This is a genomic window from Mesorhizobium sp. Mes31 (assembly GCF_024519675.1).
In the GTDB taxonomy this organism is placed as follows: Bacteria; Pseudomonadota; Alphaproteobacteria; order Rhizobiales; family Rhizobiaceae; genus Mesorhizobium.
The window spans coordinates 388,864-410,415 of record NZ_JALJRL010000004.1 but is presented as its reverse complement, the minus strand read 5'-3'; the positions used below and the strand labels follow the sequence as shown (position 1 = coordinate 410,415).

Below are 21,552 nucleotides of genomic sequence, written 5' to 3'. Positions count from 1 at the left end.
TCACCTCGACCATCCTTTGCTCTAAGGTGCCGGCCATGGCTCACGTCAGGATATCGGCTCGCGCATTCCGGGTCGCGGTGACACCGTCACCGCGCACGCTGCGCGCCGAGCTTTTGCGGCTGTGCGCCCGCATCGGGTATTCGCCACCTGCCTTCCTCTGATGAATTCGCCCCGGCACGGCCGGATAGAATCCAGAGGAAAGATCAGACCCATGACCTATCAGAACTATTCGCTGAAGCAGCTTCAGCAGATCGACGCCGCGCATCATCTCCACCCGTTCACCGACCACAAGGAACTGCGCGAGGCCGGCTCACGCATCATCACCCACGCCAACGGGCCGTTCATCTACGATTCCGAAGGGGCCGAGATCCTCGACGGCATGGCCGGGCTGTGGTGCGTCAACATCGGCTATGGCCGCAACGAACTGGCCGAGGCCGCCTACACCCAGATGAAGGAATTGCCTTACTACAACTCCTTCTTCAAATGCTCGACGCCGACGCCGGTGCTGTTGTCCAGGAAGCTGGCGGAGATCGCGCCGAAGCACGTCAACCAGGTGTTCTACGGCTCGTCCGGTTCGGAAGCCAACGACACGGCGCTGCGTCTCGTGCGCCATTACTGGGTGCTGGAAGGCAAGCCGGAGAAGAACCGCATCATCTCGCGCAAGATGGCCTATCACGGCTCGACCGTTGCCGGCACTTCGCTTGGCGGCATGGATGCCATGCACAAGCAGCTCGGCGGCGAGGTGCCCAACATCGTCCATGTGATGATGCCTTATGCCTATGAGCTGGCGCTGCCCGGCGAGAGCGATCACGATTTCGGCCTGCGTGCGGCAAAGGCGGTCGAGGATGCGATCCTCGAAGCCGGCGCCGACAAGGTTGCCGCCTTCATTGGCGAGCCAGTGATGGGGGCGGGTGGTGTGAAAATACCGCCGGCCAGCTATTGGCCGGAAGTGCAGCGCATCTGCCGCAAGTACGACGTGCTGCTGATGCTCGACGAGGTTATCACCGGCTATGGCCGCACCGGCGAATGGTTCGCCGCGCAGACCTTCGGCATCGAACCGGACACCATCACCACGGCCAAGGCGCTGACCTCAGGCTACCAGCCGCTGTCGGCGCTTCTGGTCGGCGACCGCATCGCGGCGACGCTGGTCGACAAAGGCGGCGAGTTCTATCACGGCTACACCTATTCCGGTCATCCGGTGGCCTGTGCCGTGGCGCTGAAGAACCTCGAGATCATCGAGAAAGAAGGGTTGGTCGATCGCGTCAGGAACGATACCGGCCCTTATTTCGCCAAGGCCCTGCAGGAACGCATTGCCGGGCATGATCTGGTCGGCGAGGTGCGTTCGATCGGGCTGATGGGCGCGATCGAGATCGTCAAGGACAAGGCGACCAAGGAGCGGTTCCTGCCATCGGGAAGTGCGGCGGTGACCGTCCGCGACCACGCCATCGGGCAAGGCATGATGCTGCGCGCCACGGGCGACACGATGATCCTGTCGCCGCCGCTGATCTGGACCCGCGACACCATCGACATGGCTTGCGAGCGCATAGCCAGGGCGCTGGATCTGGCGCAAGCGGATCTGCGCAAGCGGTAGGTTCGAACCTCGACCGGGCGTTCTTCGACAGGAACGCCCGGCGAGAAACATGCTGTCGCAATGGGGAACGATTCCCCCTTCGGCGCGTAGTGTGTCAGGCAGCAACCGATTCGGCTGCGACAAGGGGTTCGTTTTCATGAGAAAAACTGGCAAGAGCCGACGCATGCAGGAAGCAAGCAGCATCGGTGGCGACCTGATGCTGGCGCCGATGGTGGCGATGATGCGTCTGCCCTTGATGGCCATGGATGCCGGGAGCGGCCAGCCATGGAGCACGGAGACGGCGCGCGCGGTGAACGAGAAGACCGTTGCAATGGCCGAAGGCGCTTTTGCGGCGCACATGTCTTTCCTGCAATCGGTATCGCGGTTCTGGCCGGAAGTCTTTTCCGGTCGCACGCCGTCGCTGTTCAACGGCGTCGCGGCGGAACTGTCGCTCGGCGCCGCGCTGAAGCCGGCCAGCCGCGCCGTCAAAGCGAACTTTCACCGGTTGTCCAACAAAGCCTGACCGAGGCGATCCATTAGACCCATTTAACTGTTGGCCAAACGAAAACCGATTACGGTTTTCGGGATGATGGTCTAGAACCCGCTGAGGCACATTTGCCTGAAGCGCGTTATGCATGTCTGTATCCAAGCCGATTCTTGGGCGACATGCATCAGAGGGGATATGATGGCAGGACAAGCGCTCAACGAGCCCGCTGAAATTCCGGCCGAACTTGATCGCTGGAACTGGGGCGCTTTCTTCCTCAACTGGATCTGGGGTATCGGCAACAGCACCTTCATAGCACTGCTGGCGCTGATCCCGTTCGTCAACATCATCATGATCATCGTGCTTGGCGCGCGCGGTAGCCGCTGGGCCTGGCGGAACCGGGCGTGGCGCGATGCCGAGCAATTTCGCAAGACCCAGCGCAACTGGGCGATCGCCGGCCTTGTCGTCTGGGTGGTTGGGATCGGCGGCTGTGCGACGATGGTCGGCAGCATTCCCTACCTGCTGAAAGGCAGCGATGCCTATCACATGACCATGGACAAGCTTCGCGCCGACGATCGCGTCAAGGCCGCTCTCGGCGACGTCGTGACCGACAATTTCTGGGTCGGCGGCCATCTCAATGTCGACGCGAATGGATCGGGGGAGGCTCAGTTCAGCATTCCGGTCCATGGCGCCAAGGGCAAGGGCACTGCATTCTCGACCGCTACCCGAACAGCCGGCACATGGAGCGTGCGTCTGCTGGTCGTCAAGGTGGAAGGGGTCGATGCACCGATCGTGCTGCTCAATGAGGATCATGTGCCAATTCCGAATGCGGCGATCGGAATATAAAGCGGGATCGTGCAGCCAGGTCGGCAAAACGCAAAAACCGCGCTCCATCGGGAACGCGGCTTTGCCAGATACGCATGGCGCTTCGCTACTCAAACACTTGGCGAAACTTACGGGCTTCCGGTACGCGAGACCTGATCCGGAGCGCCGGGCGGATGCGATATGTCCGCCTCGCAATCCGTTTTATAGAGACATCGTTACCGCAGAGTTATCGAGAGCTTAAGCAAACCTAAATTTGACGCATTTCTCGCGAGGTCCGCGAAAAAATCCAATTATATTAGCGACTTATGGATTGCTCCCGCGCAGAAAATTAATGATGCCGGAAAAATCGGCGCCAGCGTGGCCCTGGGCGTTGAACAGTGCATAGAGCTGGGCCGCCTCGGCGCCTAACGGCGTCACCGCGCCAGACCCAAGTGCTGCTTCCTGCGCCAGCTTCAGGTCCTTCAGCATCAGGGCAGCAGCAAAGCCGGGCTTGTAGTCGCGGTTGGCGGGCGAGGTGGGCACCGGGCCGGGCACCGGACAGTAGGTGGTCAGCGACCAGCACTGGCCGGACGAGGTCGAGGCGACGTCGAACAGCGCCTGATGCGAAAGGCCTAGCTTTTCGGCCAGCACAAAGGCTTCGGCGACGCCGATCATCGAAATGCCGAGGATCATGTTGTTGCAGATTTTTGCCGCCTGTCCGGCACCGTCACCGCCGCAATGGACGATGCGGCCCGCCATCGGTTTCAGGATCGGCTCCGCGGCGGCGAAGGCATCGTCCGAGCCGCCGGCCATGAACGTCAGCGTGCCGGCCGCCGCACCGCCCGTGCCGCCAGAGACGGGCGCATCGATCGACAGCAGGCCGTGTTTTGCGGCGACGGCATGCGCCTTGCGCGCCGATTCGACGTCGATGGTCGAGGAGTCGATGAACAGCGCGCCTTTCCTGGCCCTTGGGGCGATGTCCTCATAGACCGACAGCACATGCTTGCCGGCCGGCAGCATGGTGATCACCACATCGGCGTCCTTCACCGCGGCTGGTGCGTTGGCCATGATGACGACGCCATGGTCGCGGGCGACCGTCAGATTCTCCGGCATAAGGTCGAAGCCATGTACGGCATGCCCCGCCTTGACCAGGTTGGCGGCCATCGGATTGCCCATGTTGCCGAGGCCGATGAAGGCGATCGTTGTCATTGTCTCTCTCCCGGTTTCTGCTGGCTTCAGCGGCCGATCAGGGCGCGCGCGATGATGACGCGCATGATCTCGTTGGTGCCTTCGAGGATCTGGTGGACGCGAAGGTCCCGTACCAGCTTCTCGATGCCGTAGTCGTGCAGATAGCCGTAACCGCCTAGCAGCTGCAGCGCATCGTTGGCGACGGTGAAGCCAGTGTCGGTGACGAAGCGCTTGGCCATCGCCGACCATTTGCCGGCATCCGGCGCCTTGCGGTCGAGCTTGGAGGCGGCGGCATAGAGGAAGATGCGGGCCGCCTGCAACTCGGTCTCCATATCGGCCAGCCTGAACTGCAGCGCCTGGAACTGGTTGATCTTCGAGCCGAAGGCCTTGCGGTCGGCGGTGTAGGACAGTGCCTTGTCGAGCGCCGACTGCGCGCCGCCCAGCGAACAGGCGGCGATGTTCAGCCGGCCGCCATCGAGGCCGGCCATGGCGATACCGAAGCCGGCGCCTTCACCCGACAAAAGGTTTTCCGCCGGCACCTTGCAGTCCTCGAAGATGACCTGGCGGGTCGACTGCATGTGCCAGCCCATCTTGTGCTCGTTGGCGCCGAAGGAAAGGCCGGGCGCATCCTTCGGCACGACGATGGTGGAAATGCCCTTCGGCCCCTCGGCGCCGGTGCGCACCATGACGGCGTAGACATCGCTGTCGCCGGCGCCCGAGATGAACTGCTTGGCACCGTTGAGGACATAGTCGCCGCCGCTCTTCACCGCGCGGGTCTTCAGCGCCGCGGCGTCCGATCCCGAACCCGGTTCGGTCAGGCAATAGCTCGCCAGCCATTCCATCGAGGTGAGCTTCGGCAGGAAGCGCTGGCGCTGCTCGTCATTGCCGAAGCGGTCGATCATCGAGGCCACCATGTTGTGGATCGAGATGAACGACGAAAAGGCTGGATCGGCATGCGACAGAGCCTCGAAAATCAGTACCGCGTAGAGCCGGCCGAGCGCCGAACCGCCGACATCGTCGCGGACATAGATGCCGCCGAGGCCAAGCGGCCCGGTCTCGCGAATCACGTCGGCGGGGAAGTGTTTCCTGCGGTCCCAGTCGAGGGCATTCGGCGCGACGCGATCGGCGGCGAACGCCTGCGCCATCTCCTGGATGGCACGCTGTTCCTCGTTGAGTTCGAACTGGCTGGTGCTCGCATCGACCGCGGCGTCCATGGCGTGCTCCCTATGTGCTGGCCAACTAGCCCGCTGGCCTGTCGTTTTTGGCTTTGCGCGCGCACCAATCTAGACCAATGATGCCGCCGCGCAACCCGACCTTCCGCGGAGCGGCTGTGCATCAATGCATGTCCGGAGCGAGATGTGACGACAAAATTCGATGATCTGCTTGGACGGTTCCACGGCTATCTCGCCTCCGTGGATGACGCCCTGGTGCGCGACGCCGTGGGGCGCATAGGCTGGGCAATGCCAGCCCGTGTCCTCGAGCCACATTCGCTCGGCTGCCTGCGTCATCTCGATCGCGCCGCCGAACTTGCGTCGGCGGAAGCCAGGCCGCTGGTGCGGCTGGTCGCGGACCAGCGCAACGATCTGCGCTGGGGGCAGACCTACAACGAGGCGGATTTCGGAAAAGAGTTCATCGACAATTACGGCTGGCTTGAAGTGTTCGGCACGCGCGGCCATTTCGTCAACGACGAGGTCGCCGCCGGCCTGCTGATCCTTGGGCCCGATATCGTCTATCCCGACCATCATCACGTCGCCGAGGAAATCTACATTCCGCTGACCGGGGGCACCGAGTGGCGAATGGGCGAGGGCGACTTTCGCATCCGCGCGGCCGGCGAGGTGATCCACCACGCCTCGAAAGTCAGTCACGCCATGCGAACGGCCGAGGAGCCTCTCCTGGCGCTCTATATCTGGCGTGGCGGGCCACTGGCGCAGAAATCGAAGATCACCGGAACTGTCGCGCGGGGCAGGGACTGATGGCCAGGGCAATCATGCTGCAGGGCACCGGTTCGGATGTCGGCAAGACCGTGCTGGTCGCCGGCCTTTGCCGTGCGGCCAGGAACCGCGGGCTGAAGGTGCGGCCGTTCAAGCCGCAGAACATGTCGAACAACGCTGCCGTCGCCAACATACCGGGCGACAACAATGCCGGAGGCGGCGAGATCGGCCGCGCGCAATGGCTGCAGGCGATCGCTTGCGGTGTTGCGCCAAGCATCCACATGAATCCGGTTCTGCTCAAGCCGCAGACCGATGTCGGCGCGCAGGTCATCGTCCAGGGCAAGGTGTTTGGCGAAGCGCGGGCGCGCGACTACCAGGCGCTGAAGGGCCGGCTGATGGATGCGGTGCTCGATTCCTGGGTGAAGGTGGGCGAGGGCGCCGACCTCGTCATTGTCGAGGGTGCCGGCTCGCCGGCCGAAATCAACCTGCGCAGCCGCGACATCGCCAATATGGGCTTTGCCACGCGTGCCGACGTGCCGGTGGTGCTTGTCGGTGACATCGATCGCGGCGGCGTCATCGCCTCGGTCGCCGGGACGCATCTGATCCTGCCGGAAGAGGACCGGCGCATGATCGTCGGCTACCTCATCAACAAGTTCCGTGGCGACGTCTCGCTGTTCGATGACGGCCTGAAGGCGATCGAGAAATTCACCGGCTGGCGCTGTTTTGGCGTCGTGCCGTGGTTGAAGGCGGCGGCGCGGCTGCCGTCAGAGGATTCGGTGGTGCTGGAGCGGCTGGCGTCAGGCGAGGCGCGCGCGCTGAAGGTGGCGGTGCCGATGCTTGGCCGCATAGCCAATTTCGACGATCTCGACCCGCTCAAGGCCGAACCGCAGGTCGAGGTGGTGTTCGTGCCACCAGGAAAGCCGCTGCCGGCGGATGCCGGCCTGGTGGTCATTCCCGGCTCCAAGTCGACCATCGGCGATCTCCTGAAATTTCGCGAGAATGGCTGGGACCGGGATCTCGCCGCGCACCGCAAGCGCGGCGGCCATGTCGTCGGCATTTGTGGCGGCTTCCAGATGCTTGGCCGCACCGTGCGCGACCCCGACGGCATCGAAGGCAGCGTCACAGAGGCCGAGGGGCTCGGCCTGCTCGATATTGAAACGGTGATGGAGCCGGAGAAGACGGTGCGCAATGTCAGTGCCCGGTCGGTGCAATTCGACCTGCCGCTCGAAGGCTACGAAATCCATCTCGGCCGCACCACCGGGCCAGATACGCTGCGGCCGTCCGCCATCATCAATGGCGCCGATGACGGCGCGGTGTCGGCCGATGGCAAGGTGTTGGGCACCTATATGCATGGCCTGTTTGGCGCCGACGCCTTTCGCGGGAAATTCCTGGAGAGTCTCGGCATCAAGGGTGGTGGCATCGACTATCGCGCCGAGGTCGAGCGGGCGCTTGACGAGGTTGCAGCCGAGCTGGAAACCCATCTCGACTGCGATGCGATTTTTGCATTGGCGCGCTGAAGGGCCAGTTCAGGCCATATCGTCCGCCTTCGGCCAGTAGGTGCCGAACGACCAGACATTGCCTTCCGGATCGCGACAGATGAACTCACGGCTGCCGTAGTCGCGGTCCGTCAGTTCCTGAATGATCGTCGCGCCGGCTTTTTTCGCCCTGGCGTAGGCGGCGTCGGCATCGTCGACGGCGATATAGATCGACTTGCCACCGCCCGAGCCGGGTTCGCCAACCATCTTGCCGTAGTCGTCGTCGCGGACCGTGCCCAGCATGATCATCGAGGAACCGAAGACCAGTTCGGCATGGTGCACGACATCGCCTTCGCCATAGCGGGCGCGGACGCTGAAGCCGAAGGCTTCGCCCAGCCAGTCGATCATTCTTGCAGCATTCCTGTAGCGCAGGGCTGGGTACAGGCGGGGCGCTTCGTTGCTGGTGGTCATGTCGATCTCCTTCAGTGGGTTTGGTCGATGCCCCACTCTGGGCAAAGGCCGTTCCAACGTCTTGAAGAAATGTTACCTGGCCGAAAGCGCCCCCGGCGTCTCGCCGGCAAGGTCGCGGAATTCGCGCACCAGATGCGCCTGGTCGGCATAGCCGCAATCGGCGGCGATATCCGCCCAGTCGGCGGTCTGCTGCCTCGACAGACCGAGCGCCCGGTTGAAGCGGACGATGCGTGACAGCGTCTTGGGGCCGATGCCGATCGCGTTGGAGAAGCTGCCGGCGAGATGCTTGCGGCTCCAGCCCAGCCGTTCGGCAAGCGATGAAATGCGGGTCCGGCCTCCGGACGCGATGATGCGGTCATAGGCCCAGATAATTTCGAGCGGCGTCTTGGTGGCATCGCCGAGGCGGGCGGCGACGAAGGTCTCGGCCATGTCGAAACGCGCCGTCCAGTCCGGCGCGTTGCCAAGCCTTTCGCGCAGTGCCATGCCTTCGGCGCCGAGCACGTCGTCGAGAACGACCATGCTGTCGGTCAGTTCGCTCATCGGTCGGCGGAAGAAGCGGCGCGCGCCAAGCGGCGTGAAATTGACCTGAACGCAGCAGGCGCGGCCGAAGGATTCGATCACCACCGGCCCGGCATAGAGGCCGGCGGCGAAACTGCCGAAGCGGTCATTATCGCCCGGCGCCCTGCCGAGCGCGATGGCGAAGGGCTCGGCGAAGCTGATGACCAGCGGCACGGTCAGCGATGCGTATTCGATGGTGCGGAAATGGCCTGATGCCATTTCGCGGTAGCCGCAGATGTCGGTGACGATGCCTTCAAGCCCCGGCTTGGGAAGGCGCCGGCGCATTTCGAACCGTCCCGCGACCGAGCGATCCTGGTCCTGCTGGCGCTGCGTCTCGATTGGCATCGGCCATCCTTCCGCGGGAAAATCTAGCAGACCCTGGCTCAGAATCAAAAGCGCCCGGCTTTTGGCCGGGCGCTCCGAGTCCCCACTTCAAGGGAGACGTATCAGGCGCCTCGCATCAAACAACCGGCGGCAAGCACGATGTAGGCGATAAGCACGATCCACACCGATGCGAGTGGAATGAACGCAAGAACGCCAAGCGCGGCGAGAATGCCGATGATGGCGATAACAAGGGATATGATGAAAACGATCTGGGTAGGTGCGCTGAGATTCATGTGTGGCTCCTCCAACATGATTCGAACAGCGGCATTCTATCAGGACGTGTGATCACACACCAATCATGACACGCAAGGGGTTCGCCGGGTCGGCCAGCAGCTTCACCGCCAGCGCCACGCAGACAAGCACCAGCAGGGGCTTGATCAGTTTGGCGCCGATGCGCATGGCCAGGCTGGCGCCGAGGCGAGCGCCGAGGAACTGGGCAACCCCCATCATCAGGCCGATCTTCCAGTAGATGACCCCGGCAGTGGCAAAGACGATGAAGCCACCGATGTTGGAAGCGAAGTTGAGCAATTTGGTATGCGCGGTCGCCTTGAGCACGCCGTAGCCGGCAAGTGCCACGAAGGCCAGCATGTAGAAGGAACCGGCGCCCGGCCCGAACAGGCCGTCATAGAAGCCGATGGCCGGCACCAGGGTCAGACCGAACAGGAACGGCGACAGGCGTTCGACCCGGTCGACGTCGTTCATGTTGGGCTTGAGCGCGAAGTAGAGCGCGATGGCGATCAGCACCAGGGGCAGGAGGGCGCGCAGGAGATCGCCCGGCACGATCGTGGCCAGCAGCGCACCGACGGCGCTTCCGGCAAGTGCCAGCAGGGCCGAGGGCAATTGCCGGCGCAGGTCGACATGACCCTTCGAGGCATAGTGGATGGTCGCCGACCCGGAGCCGAACATGCCCTGCAGCTTGTTGGTTCCAAGCGCCTCGACCGGCGAGAAACCGGCAAGCAGCAGCGCCGGAATCGTGATCAGCCCGCCGCCGCCGGCAATGGAATCGACAAAGCCCGCGGCAAAGCCGGCGAATGCCAGCATGGCGATTGTCTGGATGCTGAAGTCGATCATCGATGCGTGGAAACGTCCGGCTGCGATATCGGGCGTTCGACCACGACAACCCCGCTTGCGCAAGGCCGATTCCGCGCTACCTCTATCCAGATGCGTCGCGCTTGGACGGAATCACACGACGCGGCTGGTTTTTGTGTCGCGCATGTCGTTATCTCAAAACCGCTGCGCACCTTTTGGGCTACATGCACTGGACGAATCGGAAAGGGACCATGATGGCGTTCGCATTGCTGGACCAGATACGCTCGATCTTCGACGGCGACCCGGGCGTGCGCAAGGTGGCGGACGATCCTGTCCTGTCAGCGGAGCTTCTGATGCTGTTCCGCATGATCCTGGCCGACGGATCGGTCAGCGAGAGCGAGATGGTTGCCTTCCGGCGCATCTGCAAGGAAGCCTTCGGCATTCCGGAATCCAGCATCGACAGCGTCATCGAATACCTCAACGAGTTCGGCTACGAAACCAACGGCTCGCAGGCTGTCGCGCTGTTTCGCGATCTCGACATCGAGCGGCGCAAGCAGCTGGCTCGCCATATGGCCGAGATCGCCAAGGCGGATTCGCAACTGGCCGAGAGCGAAGTGCGCCTGTTGCGCCGCACGCTCGACCTGCTCGACATCAGCCCGGTCGATGTGGTGAAGCCGGACGAATAGACGCCATCTGAGTTCGACGGCAGCGCGGCTGCTCACCCCTGTTCCTGCATCCGGCGTGCAATTGCTCGGTGCAGGTCCGGGGCAGCAGTAACCAGGGCCTGCGCCGCCTCGGACCGAGGATGATCGAACACCTCGTTCGTCTTGCCGCGCTCGACGATCTTGCCATCATGCATGACCAGCACCTCGTCCGTGATGGCGCGGGCGACGGTCAGGTCGTGGGTGATGAACAGATAGGCAATGCCGAGCTTCTGGTTGAGCTCGGCGAACAGGTCGAGAATCTGCGCACGGATCGAGACGTCCAGAGCCGAAACCGGCTCGTCGGCGACGACCAGCTTGGGGCGGGTGATGATGGCGCGGGCGATCGAAAGCCGCTGGCGTTGGCCGCCCGAAAACTCGTGCGGGTATTTGTCCATGTCGCGCTGGTCGAGGCCAACCTCGTGCAGCGCGTGCGCCACCATCTCGCGGCGCTCGGCGCGCGTCGGTTTCTTCTCCAGCACATGCAGGGGTTCGGCGACCAGTTTTTCGACCTTCTGGCGCGGATCGAACGAGCCGTAAGGGTCTTGAAAAACAACCTGCATGTCGCGTCTGGCAGGCTTCAGTTCGGCTTCGCTCTTGCCGGTGATGGTCTCGCCGCGAAACCGGATCGTGCCCGAGCTCGGCCGGTCCAGCGCCAGGATCATGCGGGCGAGCGTTGACTTGCCGCAGCCGGAGCGGCCGACCAGCGCTATCGACTGGCCCGGCGCTATCGACAGGGAGACATCGTCGACGGCGCGGATATCAGGCGCGCGCCACAACAGCGAGGTGCGCCGGCCGGGGTAGTCGCGGGTCACGCTCTCGACCTGAAGCAAGGCTTGGCCCGACGCGGCGCCATGCGGCCCGGCGCGCGCCGGAACATGCATCGAGGCCTGCGCCAATTGACGCGTGTAAGGGTGGGACTGTTCGGACAGTGTGCGCGCCGTATCGCCGGCCTCCATCACCTCGCCGCGGCGCAGGATGGTGATGCGGTCCGCCATCTCGGTCACCACGGCGAGGTCGTGCGAGATCAACAGCAGTCCCATGCGGCTCTCCGTGACGAGATCGCGCAAGAGGTCGAGGATCTGTGCCTGCAGCACGACGTCCAGCGCCGTCGTCGGCTCATCGGCGATCAGCAGTTTTGGCTTCAACGCGCAGGCGATGGCGATGACGACGCGCTGGCGCTGGCCACCGGAGAGTTCGTGCGGATAGCGCGACAGCGGGAATTTTGCCGACGGCAGGCCGACGCGGTCGAGCATTTTGCGCGCACGCTCTTCGGCATCCGCGCGACTGGCTTTGGTGTGCCAGCGTATGCCTTCGGCCACCTGTTCGCCGATGGTCTTGACTGGATTGAGCGCCGTCATCGGCTCCTGGAACACCATGCCGATATCATCGCCGCGCAGCGCGCACATCTGGTCCTCGGTTGCCGCGAGGATGTCGATACCGTCGAACGAGACGCGCCCGGTGGCACGCGCGGCATGCGGCAGAAGCCGCATCACCGTCAGCGCGGTCATCGATTTGCCTGAGCCGGATTCGCCGACCAGCCCCATGACCTCGCCGGGCGCGACGGAAAGCTCCATGTCCTTGAGGATCGGGGTGTCGCCGATGGTCAGCGACAGGTTGTCGATTTCCAGCAGGCTCATCGCTGCCGCCGCGATTTCGGATCGAGGATGTCGGCGATGCCATCACCCAGAAGGTTCAGCCCAAGCACGGTGACGACGATGGCCATGCCGGGAAAGATCGCCATCCACGGCGCCACCACCATGCGGGTCTGCGCGTCGAACAGCATGCGGCCCCAACTCGGCATTGGCGGCTGAGCACCCAGGCCCAGATAGGAAAGCCCGGCCTCGGCCAGGATGCCCAGCGCGAACTGGATGGTCCCTTGCACCAGGAGCAGCGTGGCGATGTTGGGCAACACATGTTCGACGGTGATCTGCGTGCTGCTCTTGCCGGCGGCACGCGCGGCAAGGATGAACTCGCGCGGCCAGATCGCCAGTGCGCCGGCGCGGGCGACCCGTGCGAACACCGGAATGTTGAAGATGCCGATGGCGATGATGGCGTTGACGGCGCCCGGCCCGAAGATGGCGGTGATCATGATGGCCGACAGCAGCGCCGGGAAGGCGAAGACGAGATCGTTGAGGCGCATCAGCGCGTCGTCGACCAGCCCACCACGCGCCGCGGCAAAGGCGCCGAGCGGCACGCCGATACCCATGCCGATGCCGACCGCGACCAGCGCCACGGCAATCGAGTTGCGGGCGCCGACCATGACCATCGACAGGATGTCGCGGCCGAAATGGTCGGTGCCGAACCAATGCGCCAGCGAGGGTGCCTGCGTCTTGTCTGCGATGACCAGCTTCGTCACGTCGTACGGCGTCCAGACAAAGGAGACGACCGCCATCGCCAGGATCAACAAGGTGATGACGAAACCGGCAACGAAGGCGCTGTTCCTGAACGCCTTGGCCATGATGCCGCTGAACGTCTCCTCGGGGATCTCGATGTGCAGCGTCATTGGCGGCTTCTCAGGCGCGGATCGACGACCGCGTAGGAGAGGTCGACGACGAGGTTGACCGCAATGACGGCGGCGACAAGCAGCATGACGACGCTCTCGACGACGATCAGGTCGCGCTGAGTGATCGCCTGGAACACCAGCCGGCCGAGGCCGGGCAGGTAAAAGACATTCTCGATGATGATGGTGCCGGCAAGCAGGAAGGCGAACTGCAGGCCGAGAATGGTCAACACCGGGATCATGGCGTTGCGCAGCGCGTGCCGCCACAAGACGGCGCGATAGGGCAGGCCCTTGGCGCGAGCGGTGCGGATATAGTCCTCGTTCAGCACCTCGATCAACGCCGAGCGGGTGACGCGCGCCAGGATCGCCGCCTGCGGCAGGGCAAGCGCCACCGCCGGCAGCAGCAGCGATTTCAGTGCCGGCCAGACGCCGGCGCCCCAGCCGGGAAAGCCACCGGCCGGCACCAGCCGCAGCCAGACGGCGAAGACATAGATCAGCATCAGCGCGAACCAGAAATTGGGCACGGCGACGCCAAGCTGCGCGGCACCCATCGCCACGGTGTCACCGGTCCGGCCGCGCCGGCTGGCAGAAAACAGGCCGACGGGAATCGCGATGATGGTGGAGAGAGCGAGCGCGATCAGCGCCAGCGGCAGCGAGACGGCAAGCCGTTCGCGCACGAGATCGATGACCGGCACCGAATAGGTGTAGGAGCGGCCGAAATCGAGGCTGAGCAGGCCGCCGGCCCAGCGCAGATAGCGCAAGGCAAGTGGCGCGTTGAGACCCATCTGGTTGCGCAGCAGTTCGACCTGGTCGGCGCTGGCGTTCATGCCCAGCATCAGGCGCGCCGGGTCGCCGGGGAGAACCTCCAGCACGGCGAACACCACCATGGAAGCCAGCACCAGCGTGGCGAGGGCGATGGCCAGGCGCTTGAGAAGATAGGCGGTCATGGGCGCTCGACGCTAGCGTCGTCATCCTGGGGCGAAGCAGGAGCGAAGCTCCGTCGCGGAGACCCCAGGATCCATGCCGTGACGGATTTCGAAGAGCGCGACGGTCTAAAGCCAGCGTCGCCTCTTTGTACCTTCACAGCTAAGTCTCCCAGATTCTGCACTGCGGGGGGGTACTCGTAGGTCACGGAATGGATCCTAGGGTCTACGCAGCGTCGCTTCGCTCCTTGCTTCGCCCTAGGATGACGAAATCGAGCGTATCCTCACTCGCTCCACTTCACCTTGGTCAGGTCATTGGCCTGGATCGGCGCGTTTTCCCACAAGCCCTGCAGCTTGGCGTCCCAGACACCAACCTTGGGCAGTTCGAAGAGGAAGCCGACTACTGCATCGTCGGCCAGGATCTTTTGCGCCTGTCCCAGCAATTCCTTGCGCTTGGCTTCGTCGGAAGTGAGGTTCAGGTCGGCGATGATCTTGTCGAAGGCCGGATTGTCATAGTTGAAATAGTAGTCCTTGCGCGAATAGATATCGATGTCGTTGGGCTCGGTGTGCGAGACGATGGTCAGGTCGTAGTCTTTCTTGGTGAACACCTGGTCCAGCCACTGCGCCCATTCGACCGGAATGATTTCGAGGTCGATGCCAACGTCGCGAAGCTCCGAGGCGATGATCTCGCCGCCGAGCCGCGCATAGGCGGGCGGGGGCAGTTTCAACGTCGCCTTGAAGCCATTTTCCAGCCCTGCTTCCTTCAACAGTTCCTTGGCCTTGGCGACGTCATGCGGGTAGCGGCCGGTGAGGTCGACATAGTCCTTGTTGGCCGGCGACATGTGCGAGCCGATCGGCTGGCCGAGGCCCGCCGAGGCGCCGTCGATGATCGCCTTGCGGTCGAGTGCGTAGGAGATCGCTTGCCTGACCTGCAGCTTGTCGAAGGGCGGCTTCTTGTTGTTGATCGACAGGATGGTTTCACCTTCGGTCGAACCGATCACCACCTTGAAACGCGGGTCGTCCTTGACCTGAGCGACACTGTCGGCATCGAAGAACGGAAAAGCCTGGATGTCGCCGGAGAGCAGCGCAGGCACGTAGGCAGCGGCATCCGGCACGATGCGGAACTCGGCCTTGTCGAGGGACGCCGGCGTGCCCCAGTAATTGTCCGATTTGACCAGGGTGATCGACGATCCCTTGGCCCAGCTCTGGAATTTGAACGGACCGGTGCCGATCGGTTTTTCCTTGTTGGTATCGGCTGTCTCCGGCGCAACGATCACCGCGTCGCCCCAGCCCATATTGTAGAGGAAGGACCCTTGCGGGTTCTTCAGCGTGACCTTGACCGTCGCCGGATCGATCACATCGACCTTGTCGATGGCGGCGAACAGGCCCTTTTGCGCATTGACCGAATTGTCGGCGCGGGCCCGGTCGAGCGAGAATTTCACGTCGTTGGCGTCGAAGTCGGTGCCGTCGTGGAATTTCACCCCGGTGTGCAGCTTGAAGGTATAGGTCTTGCCGTCGTCGGAGATGGTCCAGCTTTCGGCCAGATCCGGCAGCACCTCGCCCTTTGGCCCGATGCGGGTCAGACCTTCGAACACATTGGCGTAGAGAACCTCATCGATCGCCGCGGCGGCGCCGGCGGTCGGATCGAGGTGCGGCGGTTCGAGCGGAATGCCGATGACCAGGTCGGTTCGCGCGGCAAATGCCGAGGTGCCAGTGGCCAGTGCCAGGACGGTCGCGGCCAGAATGGTTTTCCACAATCTCATTGTGCAACTCCCCATGTGTTCAAATACGTGCTCAAACCCGGGCGATAGAAGCGTGATTTTGCGGTGGAGTAAATTGCGTTTCGTACTGCCCGGCGGCGTGGCTGGAAATGTTTTTGTCCTGACAGCCCGATTGCCAGGTCGAAGTCTTTCGCCATGCAGGGATTATCCCGCGATCGTACCCCGCAGCAGCACGTTGAGGCCGATCGCCATCACCTTGGCCGATTCCACCATGTCCGATATCCCGACCCATTCGTCCGGTCGGTGGGCGAGGTCGAGAATGCCCGGACCATAGGCGATGCAATCATAGATGTGACCGATGCGGGCTATGTGCTTCTGGTCGTAGGTGCCAGGCGAAATGACATAGTCGGGTTCGCGGTCGAAGATCGCCATGATGCCTTGCGCCACCGCCTTGACCACCGGCGCGTCGCGTTCAGTCATCAGCGGCAGCACTTCCATCAGGTCACGGATCTCATAGTCGAACTTCTTGCGCTCGCGCTTCAGCCGGTCGAGAATGCCTGTCACTTCGCCTTTGACCGTGTCGAGATCCTCCTCGAGCAGGAAGCGGCGATCGATGGTCAGCCGGCAGGAATCGGGCACGTTGGGCGAGGGCAGGCCGGGTCGGAAATCCTCGGTCTGGCCGCCATGGATGGAGTTGATGTTCATGGTCGAGCGCCTGGCGCCTTCCGGCACCACCGGCATGCGCGTCATCTTGCGATCGAGGGCCGGAAACAGTTCGTCCTCGAAAGCCTGCAGCACGGCGCCCATGTGGCGTACCGCATTGTCGCCGAGAAACGGCATCGAGCCGTGCGCGATCTCGCCCTTGGTCTCGATCTCCGCCCACCAGACGCCACGATGGCCAAGACAGATACGGTCCTTGTTCAAGGGCTCGGGGATGATGACGTGGTCGACCCTGGGTTTCGAGAAATAGCCGAGGCTGGCCAGATGGGCGACGCCACCGAAGCCGCCGGACTCTTCGTCCACGGTGCCGGATATCTCGATGGCACCGGGAAAGTCGGGAAAGACTTCCATGAAGGCTTCGGCGGCGATGATCGAAGCGGCCAGGCCGCCCTTCATGTCGCAGGCGCCTCGGCCGTAGACCTTGCCGTCCCTGACGACACCAGCGAACGGATCGACGGTCCAGCCGTCGCCGGCTTCGACAACGTCGATATGCGAGTTGAAGTGGACGCAGGCGCCGGGCGACCTTCCGTCGAAACGGGCGACGACGTTGATGCGCGGGTAGCGATCGGTGTCTCCGGGGGTGCCCTCGGCGCGGATGAACTCGGTTTCGAAGCCGCGTTTCCTCAGCCGGGTGCCGATGTACTCGGCACAGGGCCGGTAGGCCTCGCCGGGTGGGTTGATGGTCGGAAAACGGATCAGGTCGACGGTCAGCGCGACAACGTCGTCGCGCCGGTCATCGATTGCCTGAAGGAGTCGTTCGTTCATCCGCAGAGTTGAGCAGCGAACGGCGTGGCATTGCAAGCCTGTTTGCGCCACAGCCAGCGTGGCGGGTTGGCGCCCTGACAGCTTCAGCGGCCGGCACTGTCGATCCACATGAAAGTGCGACGTGTCGTAGCGGCAACTATCGCGGGAAATCGTTCAAATTCGCTGCTTTGGATTGGCGAATTTGTCAAGGACTGTGTGGTATCTCATTCACCTGCCATTAAAAAGATGAAAAACAACGTGATGGCAGGCAGGCAAGGGGCAATCAAAGGGGTTTGATCGCATGAAAAAGACAGTTCTCATGGCAGCAGTGTTTGTCGCGATGCTGTTCGGTGCTTCGGGGCCGGGCTGGGCAGCCAGTCTCGTTGCGAACATAGACGTGTCGTCGCAGACGATGACGGTAAGATATGGCCTGTCGGTTTACCGGTGGAGCGTGTCCACCGCGCGTCCAGGCTATTTCACACCGCGCGGCACCTATCGGCCGCAGCGCACGGCCCGGATCTGGTATTCGCGCAAATATCATATGTCGCCAATGCCCTATTCGGTTTTCTTCCATGGCGGCTATGCCATCCATGGAACCGGCGCAGTCAGGCAGCTCGGCCGGCCGGCGTCGCATGGTTGCGTGCGGCTGCACACCGCGAATGCCGCGACCTTCTATTCGATGGTGCGGGAAGTGGGTTTCGGCAACACGCGGATTGTGGTGACGAACTAGGCCTGTCGCGCATCGTCCAGGCCGCGGCTCAGTCGTGACTTATGCTAGATCGGTTCGGTGTCGATGGGGTCACCGAACCGCTTTAGCTGTTGGTTTTCATGCGCTTACATTTTCAGGCCAGTCAATCGGTGCGCCGGGAAACTTGCCGTTTGCCGGAATTGACAGATGCTTTCCCAGCCTGAAATCGACGATCGTGTTTCAAGTCGACCCGCCGGGGCGGTCATTCTCGGTGGCGCGCATGGGACGCTGGCGTTGGCCAGGAGCCTTGGTGCCCAGAAAGTGCCTGTCTGGCTGGTGAGCGCCGATACCCCTTTGCCGCGTTTCTCGCGTTACGCTCATCGACAGATGACGTGGCCCGGCCCCGATGATGGCGGCGCGGTTGCCTTCCTGCGCGATCTGGCTGCGACCCAGGGACTGGACGGCTTTCTCCTGATCCCCGGCGGTGATCCGGAAGTGCGGCTGGTGTCGCAATCCATCGACCAATTGTCTGATGTCTTCGACGTGATGCTGCCGCCATGGGAACAGCTGAAATGGGTTTGTGAAAAACCGCTTCTGTATCGCCGGGCCCAGGAATTGGAAGTCGCCATTCCGTTGACGCACGAGTTCGCTTCGCTTCAGGAGGCAACCGCCGCCGAGCTTCGCTTTCCTGTCGTCCTGAAGCCGAACATGGGCGGGCGCAGCCGTTTTGCTCGCGCGAAAGCCATTCTCGCCAACGACCAGGCGTCGTTTTTGACAGCCTACGGATGGGCTGCCGAAGAGATCGGCATCGAGAATGTCGTCGTTCAGGAAATGATACCGGGGGGAGGAGAAAGTCAGTTTTCCTATGCGGCGCTGTGGAACCGGGGAGCGCCGGTGGCGGAATTTACCGCCCGCCGGACACGGCAATATCCGGTCGACTTCGGCTATACCAGCACGTTCGTGGAGGTCGTTGACGAACCGCAACTGATCGATGCCGCGCGCCGGCTGCTTGGATCGATCGCACATCACGGATTGGTGGAGGTCGAATTCAAACGCGACCCCCGCGATGGTTCGATGAAGGTGCTCGACGTCAATCCGCGGCCCTGGACATGGTTCGGGCTCGCCGCCGCGGCGGGCGTCGATCTTGGCGGCATGCTTTGGGCAATCAAGTCGGGCCACAAGATCGAGACAGCCTCGGCGCGGCCAAATACGTCCTGGATGTATCTGGTCCGGGATATGGTGGCGGCCGGCAAGTTGATCTCACGCGGCCGGCTGACAATACGAGCTTATTTGCTGTCATTCGCATCGGTGCGAGCATGGGCGACATTCGCGGCGAGCGACCCCGTGCCGGGCCTTATCGACATACCATTGACTGTCTGGAGAGTGCTGACGAGGCGGATACTTCGTAAGCAGTGAAAACAATTAACTGATCGTGCCAGTTAATCTGCCGACCCTGCAGCAGGACCCGTTCTATTTCCGCATTCTTAACCTGGGAATGTTTAGGACGGTGACGTGCCTGAGTGAACGCCCAACTGAGATCAGGCTGCCAGAAAACAGACCCGCGAGACCAACTGACATGACCGGTTCCATGCCCAGGACTGATTGCGAGGTGGCTGTGATTGGCGCTGGACCCTTTGGGCTGTCCGTTGCCGCCGCCCTCAAGGCAGCGCGCGTCGAGACGCTTGCTCTTGGCGGCGCAATGTCCTTCTGGCGCGACCATATGCCGAGGGGCATGAGGCTGCGCTCGCCCTGGCACGCGACCTATATCGGCCACACGAACGGTCCGCTCTCGCTCGACTCCTATGCAGGAGTCCTCGGGATCTCGCCGCGCGAACCGCTGTTGCTCGAGAACTTCGTCGATTATGGGCTGTGGATTCAGGCCCAGACGGTTCCGGACCTCGATACGCGGATGGTAAGTCGCGTCGAGGCGGCGAACGGAGGATTCCGTCTCGCCCTAGCCGATGGAGATGCGGTCCATGCGCGCCGCGTGGTCATCGCCACCGGTCTGATGAACCAGCAGATGATACCCGCCGTCTTCAACGGATTGCCCGGCGAACTGGTCAGCCATGCCAGCGAGCATGCCGGCTACGAGGCGTTTCGCGGCAAGCGCGTCGCTGTCGTCGGGCGCGGGCAGAGTGCCTGCGAATCCGCTGTGCTGCTCAAGCGAAGCGGGGCGGATGTCGAGCTTGTCTGCCATGGCGACATCCATTGGCTGGGCTATCGAGCGCTGTCGGGAAAGCAAGGGTGGAGTTTGCGCGACTTCGCTTCGGAGCGTCTTGCGTCTCCCTCCAGGGTCGGCCCGTTCCCACTGTCCTGGCTGGTCGAAGTTCCAGGCTTTGTGCACCGGTTTCCGGAGGCAGCCCGGGCCGGGCTCAACAAGCGCAGCCTTGGGGCCGGCGCGTCGGGCTGGCTCAAGCCGGACTTCGACGGAATAAAGGTCAATGCCGGCAGCAGGATTGTTGGCGCCGCCGCCAAGGGACACGCCATTGAACTGCGGTTCGAGAAGGATGCCGCCACCTTCGATCATGTCCTGCTCGGCACCGGCTACCAGATCGATATTGCCAGGCTCGGATTGTTCGCGCCCGATATGCTTGCCGCGATTGCGCGCCGGGAAGGGGCTCCCGTGCTCTCGGCGGGGTTCGAGTCGAGTGTTCCAGGCCTGCATTTCGTCGGCGCGAGCGCGGTCGGTAGTTTCGGCCCGCTGATGCGTTTCACCGCCGGCACGCCATACGCGGCCCGAAACGTTACGCGTTTCGTCCGGAAGGCCGGTGGCAGGGGCTATGCCGCGGGCCGAAATTGAAAGACTGCATAGTCGACGGTTCGGATCGCATCGAGGAAGTGAGGCATCGGCGGCACTGGAAGTTCCGTGAAAATGCCGGCCTCGCGGATTGCCGGCCTCGCCCAATCGATGGCGCGGTGGCTTGAGCTTCCGTAGACGATGAAACAGTCCCGCGGCCGCCGTTCGAGCGACGACACGAGATTTTTCAGCACGATGTCGAAAACATCCTTTGAAAAAGGATTATAGAAATAGACCACGAGGGGTGCTTCGGGAAATTCATAAGCTGCCGCATCCGCCTGGACGACACTGAGCGCCCGGCATTTCTGCGACGGATCGCTGAAGCGCTCGATGTTGCTTCTGGCGATTTCCACCAGCTCGCGCGCGAACTCAACGCCGACGATGCTTGCGAATGGATATCGCGACGCCAGCAGCAGTGTTCGCGACTTTCCAGAGCCGATGTCGATGAATGTGTGGTCCTGGAGATCGCGGGGCAGCGACCGCATGATGAAGTCGAAGGTTCTGGGCGACGTACAGACGGCTTCATTGCCCTTGCCGCGATGCGGGCCGACGACATCCAGCGCGCCGAGCTGGATCGAGCCGGCGGTGTCGACGCCGTGCTGGCGATCCCATTTTCGCGCGAGAAGGTCGGCGAGGATATAACGGAGATTTCGCAGGACAAAGCCAACGCTTGCGCCAAGTCCATGCCGGCGGACGAGCCTGATCGGCTCCAGCAAGCCCCGCTGACGGATATAGGACCATGCCCTGCCGAAACGGCCATACGAACGATCTTCGAGGCCATCCCGATCCAGGCGACGCGTCTCGAGATTTGCCATGCAACGGGCTCCATCCCAGCCGATCAACATCGTTCGGGATACTTGC

At 62.9% G+C, this 21,552-nt stretch carries 22 protein-coding genes; 10 read left to right on the top strand and 12 right to left on the bottom strand.

The window, feature by feature from the left end; genetic code table 11:
- Positions 1–35 precede the first annotated feature (35 nt).
- From NR193_RS09820 to NR193_RS09805, 4 genes are all read left to right on the top strand, one after another.
- Positions 36–161 (top strand): capsid protein, encoded by a 126-nt coding sequence (locus NR193_RS09820; RefSeq protein ID WP_091575440.1) that lies wholly within the window; start codon positions 36–38, stop codon positions 159–161.
- Positions 162–211: 50 nt separating this feature from the next.
- Positions 212–1,591: an aspartate aminotransferase family protein gene (locus NR193_RS09815; protein ID WP_256750660.1), complete on the top strand. Its 1,380-nt coding sequence runs from the start codon at positions 212–214 to the stop codon at positions 1,589–1,591.
- A gap of 49 nt (positions 1,592–1,640) precedes the next feature.
- Positions 1,641–2,093, top strand: coding sequence for a hypothetical protein (locus tag NR193_RS09810; protein WP_256750659.1), 453 nt, complete (start codon positions 1,641–1,643; stop codon positions 2,091–2,093).
- Positions 2,094–2,255: 162 nt separating this feature from the next.
- Positions 2,256–2,900, top strand: coding sequence for a cytochrome c oxidase assembly factor Coa1 family protein (locus NR193_RS09805; RefSeq protein ID WP_256750658.1), 645 nt, complete (start codon positions 2,256–2,258; stop codon positions 2,898–2,900).
- Between the two features lie 282 nt (positions 2,901–3,182).
- Here the strand turns inward: NR193_RS09805 and mmsB are convergent, their stop codons facing one another.
- Together mmsB and NR193_RS09795 are read right to left on the bottom strand one after the other, a co-directional pair.
- On the bottom strand, positions 3,183–4,067 hold the full coding sequence (mmsB, locus tag NR193_RS09800) for a 3-hydroxyisobutyrate dehydrogenase (RefSeq protein ID WP_256750657.1): 885 nt from the start codon (positions 4,065–4,067) through the stop codon (positions 3,183–3,185).
- Positions 4,068–4,093: 26 nt separating this feature from the next.
- Positions 4,094–5,260: an isobutyryl-CoA dehydrogenase gene (locus NR193_RS09795; RefSeq protein WP_256750656.1), complete on the bottom strand. Its 1,167-nt coding sequence runs from the start codon at positions 5,258–5,260 to the stop codon at positions 4,094–4,096.
- A gap of 144 nt (positions 5,261–5,404) precedes the next feature.
- On the opposite strand from NR193_RS09795, the gene NR193_RS09790 reads away from it, so the two are divergent.
- Positions 5,405–6,019 (top strand): dimethylsulfonioproprionate lyase family protein, encoded by a 615-nt coding sequence (locus tag NR193_RS09790; RefSeq protein ID WP_256750655.1) that lies wholly within the window; start codon positions 5,405–5,407, stop codon positions 6,017–6,019.
- Positions 6,019–7,494 (top strand): cobyric acid synthase, encoded by a 1,476-nt coding sequence (locus tag NR193_RS09785; RefSeq protein WP_256750654.1) that lies wholly within the window; start codon positions 6,019–6,021, stop codon positions 7,492–7,494. Before NR193_RS09790 ends, NR193_RS09785 begins: the two co-directional genes overlap by 1 nt.
- Before the next feature lie 9 nt (positions 7,495–7,503).
- Here the strand turns inward: NR193_RS09785 and NR193_RS09780 are convergent, their stop codons facing one another.
- The 4 genes from NR193_RS09780 to NR193_RS09765 form a co-directional block, all read right to left on the bottom strand.
- Positions 7,504–7,923, bottom strand: coding sequence for a VOC family protein (locus NR193_RS09780; RefSeq protein ID WP_256750653.1), 420 nt, complete (start codon positions 7,921–7,923; stop codon positions 7,504–7,506).
- Positions 7,924–7,995: 72 nt separating this feature from the next.
- Positions 7,996–8,826, bottom strand: coding sequence for an AraC family transcriptional regulator (locus NR193_RS09775; RefSeq protein ID WP_256750652.1), 831 nt, complete (start codon positions 8,824–8,826; stop codon positions 7,996–7,998).
- Positions 8,827–8,927: 101 nt separating this feature from the next.
- Complete coding sequence (locus NR193_RS09770) at positions 8,928–9,098, bottom strand: hypothetical protein (RefSeq protein ID WP_080511798.1); 171 nt, start codon at positions 9,096–9,098, stop codon at positions 8,928–8,930.
- 52 nt (positions 9,099–9,150) lie between these two features.
- Positions 9,151–9,936, bottom strand: coding sequence for a TSUP family transporter (locus NR193_RS09765; protein ID WP_256750651.1), 786 nt, complete (start codon positions 9,934–9,936; stop codon positions 9,151–9,153).
- A 212-nt stretch (positions 9,937–10,148) separates the two neighbouring features.
- Between NR193_RS09765 and NR193_RS09760 the strand changes: the two genes are divergently transcribed.
- The gene (locus NR193_RS09760) at positions 10,149–10,580 is read left to right on the top strand and encodes a TerB family tellurite resistance protein (protein WP_256750695.1); all 432 of its coding nucleotides are present in this window, start codon (positions 10,149–10,151) and stop codon (positions 10,578–10,580) included.
- Between the two features lie 32 nt (positions 10,581–10,612).
- Here the strand turns inward: NR193_RS09760 and NR193_RS09755 are convergent, their stop codons facing one another.
- The 5 genes from NR193_RS09755 to NR193_RS09735 all read right to left on the bottom strand — a co-directional run bounded on the left by NR193_RS09755 (position 10,613) and on the right by NR193_RS09735 (position 17,227).
- The gene (locus NR193_RS09755) at positions 10,613–12,235 is read right to left on the bottom strand and encodes an ABC transporter ATP-binding protein (RefSeq protein ID WP_256750650.1); all 1,623 of its coding nucleotides are present in this window, start codon (positions 12,233–12,235) and stop codon (positions 10,613–10,615) included.
- A complete protein-coding gene (locus tag NR193_RS09750) occupies positions 12,232–13,101 on the bottom strand; it encodes an ABC transporter permease (protein ID WP_256750649.1) in 870 nt (289 codons plus the stop codon). Before NR193_RS09750 ends, NR193_RS09755 begins: the two co-directional genes overlap by 4 nt.
- Positions 13,098–14,045, bottom strand: coding sequence for an ABC transporter permease (locus NR193_RS09745; protein ID WP_256750648.1), 948 nt, complete (start codon positions 14,043–14,045; stop codon positions 13,098–13,100). Before NR193_RS09745 ends, NR193_RS09750 begins: the two co-directional genes overlap by 4 nt.
- Positions 14,046–14,305: 260 nt before the next feature.
- Entirely contained in the window at positions 14,306–15,784 is a 1,479-nt protein-coding gene (locus tag NR193_RS09740) for an ABC transporter substrate-binding protein (protein WP_256750647.1), read from the bottom strand.
- A gap of 162 nt (positions 15,785–15,946) precedes the next feature.
- Complete coding sequence (locus tag NR193_RS09735) at positions 15,947–17,227, bottom strand: acetylornithine deacetylase/succinyl-diaminopimelate desuccinylase family protein (protein WP_256750646.1); 1,281 nt, start codon at positions 17,225–17,227, stop codon at positions 15,947–15,949.
- 280 nt (positions 17,228–17,507) lie between these two features.
- On the opposite strand from NR193_RS09735, the gene NR193_RS09730 reads away from it, so the two are divergent.
- From NR193_RS09730 to NR193_RS09720, 3 genes are all read left to right on the top strand, one after another.
- On the top strand, positions 17,508–17,936 hold the full coding sequence (locus NR193_RS09730) for a L,D-transpeptidase (protein ID WP_256750645.1): 429 nt from the start codon (positions 17,508–17,510) through the stop codon (positions 17,934–17,936).
- 165 nt (positions 17,937–18,101) lie between these two features.
- A complete protein-coding gene (locus NR193_RS09725) occupies positions 18,102–19,310 on the top strand; it encodes an ATP-grasp domain-containing protein (protein WP_256750644.1) in 1,209 nt (402 codons plus the stop codon).
- A gap of 193 nt (positions 19,311–19,503) precedes the next feature.
- Positions 19,504–20,694: an NAD(P)/FAD-dependent oxidoreductase gene (locus NR193_RS09720; RefSeq protein ID WP_256750643.1), complete on the top strand. Its 1,191-nt coding sequence runs from the start codon at positions 19,504–19,506 to the stop codon at positions 20,692–20,694.
- On the opposite strand, the gene NR193_RS09715 is transcribed toward NR193_RS09720, so the two are convergent.
- On the bottom strand, positions 20,673–21,506 hold the full coding sequence (locus NR193_RS09715) for a class I SAM-dependent methyltransferase (protein WP_256750642.1): 834 nt from the start codon (positions 21,504–21,506) through the stop codon (positions 20,673–20,675). The genes NR193_RS09720 and NR193_RS09715 overlap by 22 nt on opposite strands.
- Between the last annotated feature and the right edge of the window lie 46 nt (positions 21,507–21,552).

Coding starts and splice junctions, on each gene's coding strand:
- NR193_RS09820 (WP_091575440.1), top strand. CDS start 36: ATGGCTCACGTCAGGATATCGGCTCGCGCATTCCGGGTCGCGGTGACA.
- NR193_RS09815 (WP_256750660.1), top strand. CDS start 212: ATGACCTATCAGAACTATTCGCTGAAGCAGCTTCAGCAGATCGACGCC.
- NR193_RS09810 (WP_256750659.1), top strand. CDS start 1,641: ATGCTGTCGCAATGGGGAACGATTCCCCCTTCGGCGCGTAGTGTGTCA.
- NR193_RS09805 (WP_256750658.1), top strand. CDS start 2,256: ATGGCAGGACAAGCGCTCAACGAGCCCGCTGAAATTCCGGCCGAACTT.
- mmsB (WP_256750657.1), bottom strand. CDS start 4,067: ATGACAACGATCGCCTTCATCGGCCTCGGCAACATGGGCAATCCGATG.
- NR193_RS09795 (WP_256750656.1), bottom strand. CDS start 5,260: ATGGACGCCGCGGTCGATGCGAGCACCAGCCAGTTCGAACTCAACGAG.
- NR193_RS09785 (WP_256750654.1), top strand. CDS start 6,019: ATGGCCAGGGCAATCATGCTGCAGGGCACCGGTTCGGATGTCGGCAAG.
- NR193_RS09780 (WP_256750653.1), bottom strand. CDS start 7,923: ATGACCACCAGCAACGAAGCGCCCCGCCTGTACCCAGCCCTGCGCTAC.
- NR193_RS09775 (WP_256750652.1), bottom strand. CDS start 8,826: ATGCCAATCGAGACGCAGCGCCAGCAGGACCAGGATCGCTCGGTCGCG.
- NR193_RS09770 (WP_080511798.1), bottom strand. CDS start 9,098: ATGAATCTCAGCGCACCTACCCAGATCGTTTTCATCATATCCCTTGTT.
- NR193_RS09765 (WP_256750651.1), bottom strand. CDS start 9,936: ATGATCGACTTCAGCATCCAGACAATCGCCATGCTGGCATTCGCCGGC.
- NR193_RS09760 (WP_256750695.1), top strand. CDS start 10,149: ATGGCGTTCGCATTGCTGGACCAGATACGCTCGATCTTCGACGGCGAC.
- NR193_RS09755 (WP_256750650.1), bottom strand. CDS start 12,235: ATGAGCCTGCTGGAAATCGACAACCTGTCGCTGACCATCGGCGACACC.
- NR193_RS09750 (WP_256750649.1), bottom strand. CDS start 13,101: ATGACGCTGCACATCGAGATCCCCGAGGAGACGTTCAGCGGCATCATG.
- NR193_RS09745 (WP_256750648.1), bottom strand. CDS start 14,045: ATGACCGCCTATCTTCTCAAGCGCCTGGCCATCGCCCTCGCCACGCTG.
- NR193_RS09740 (WP_256750647.1), bottom strand. CDS start 15,784: ATGAGATTGTGGAAAACCATTCTGGCCGCGACCGTCCTGGCACTGGCC.
- NR193_RS09735 (WP_256750646.1), bottom strand. CDS start 17,227: ATGAACGAACGACTCCTTCAGGCAATCGATGACCGGCGCGACGACGTT.
- NR193_RS09730 (WP_256750645.1), top strand. CDS start 17,508: ATGAAAAAGACAGTTCTCATGGCAGCAGTGTTTGTCGCGATGCTGTTC.
- NR193_RS09725 (WP_256750644.1), top strand. CDS start 18,102: ATGCTTTCCCAGCCTGAAATCGACGATCGTGTTTCAAGTCGACCCGCC.
- NR193_RS09715 (WP_256750642.1), bottom strand. CDS start 21,506: ATGGCAAATCTCGAGACGCGTCGCCTGGATCGGGATGGCCTCGAAGAT.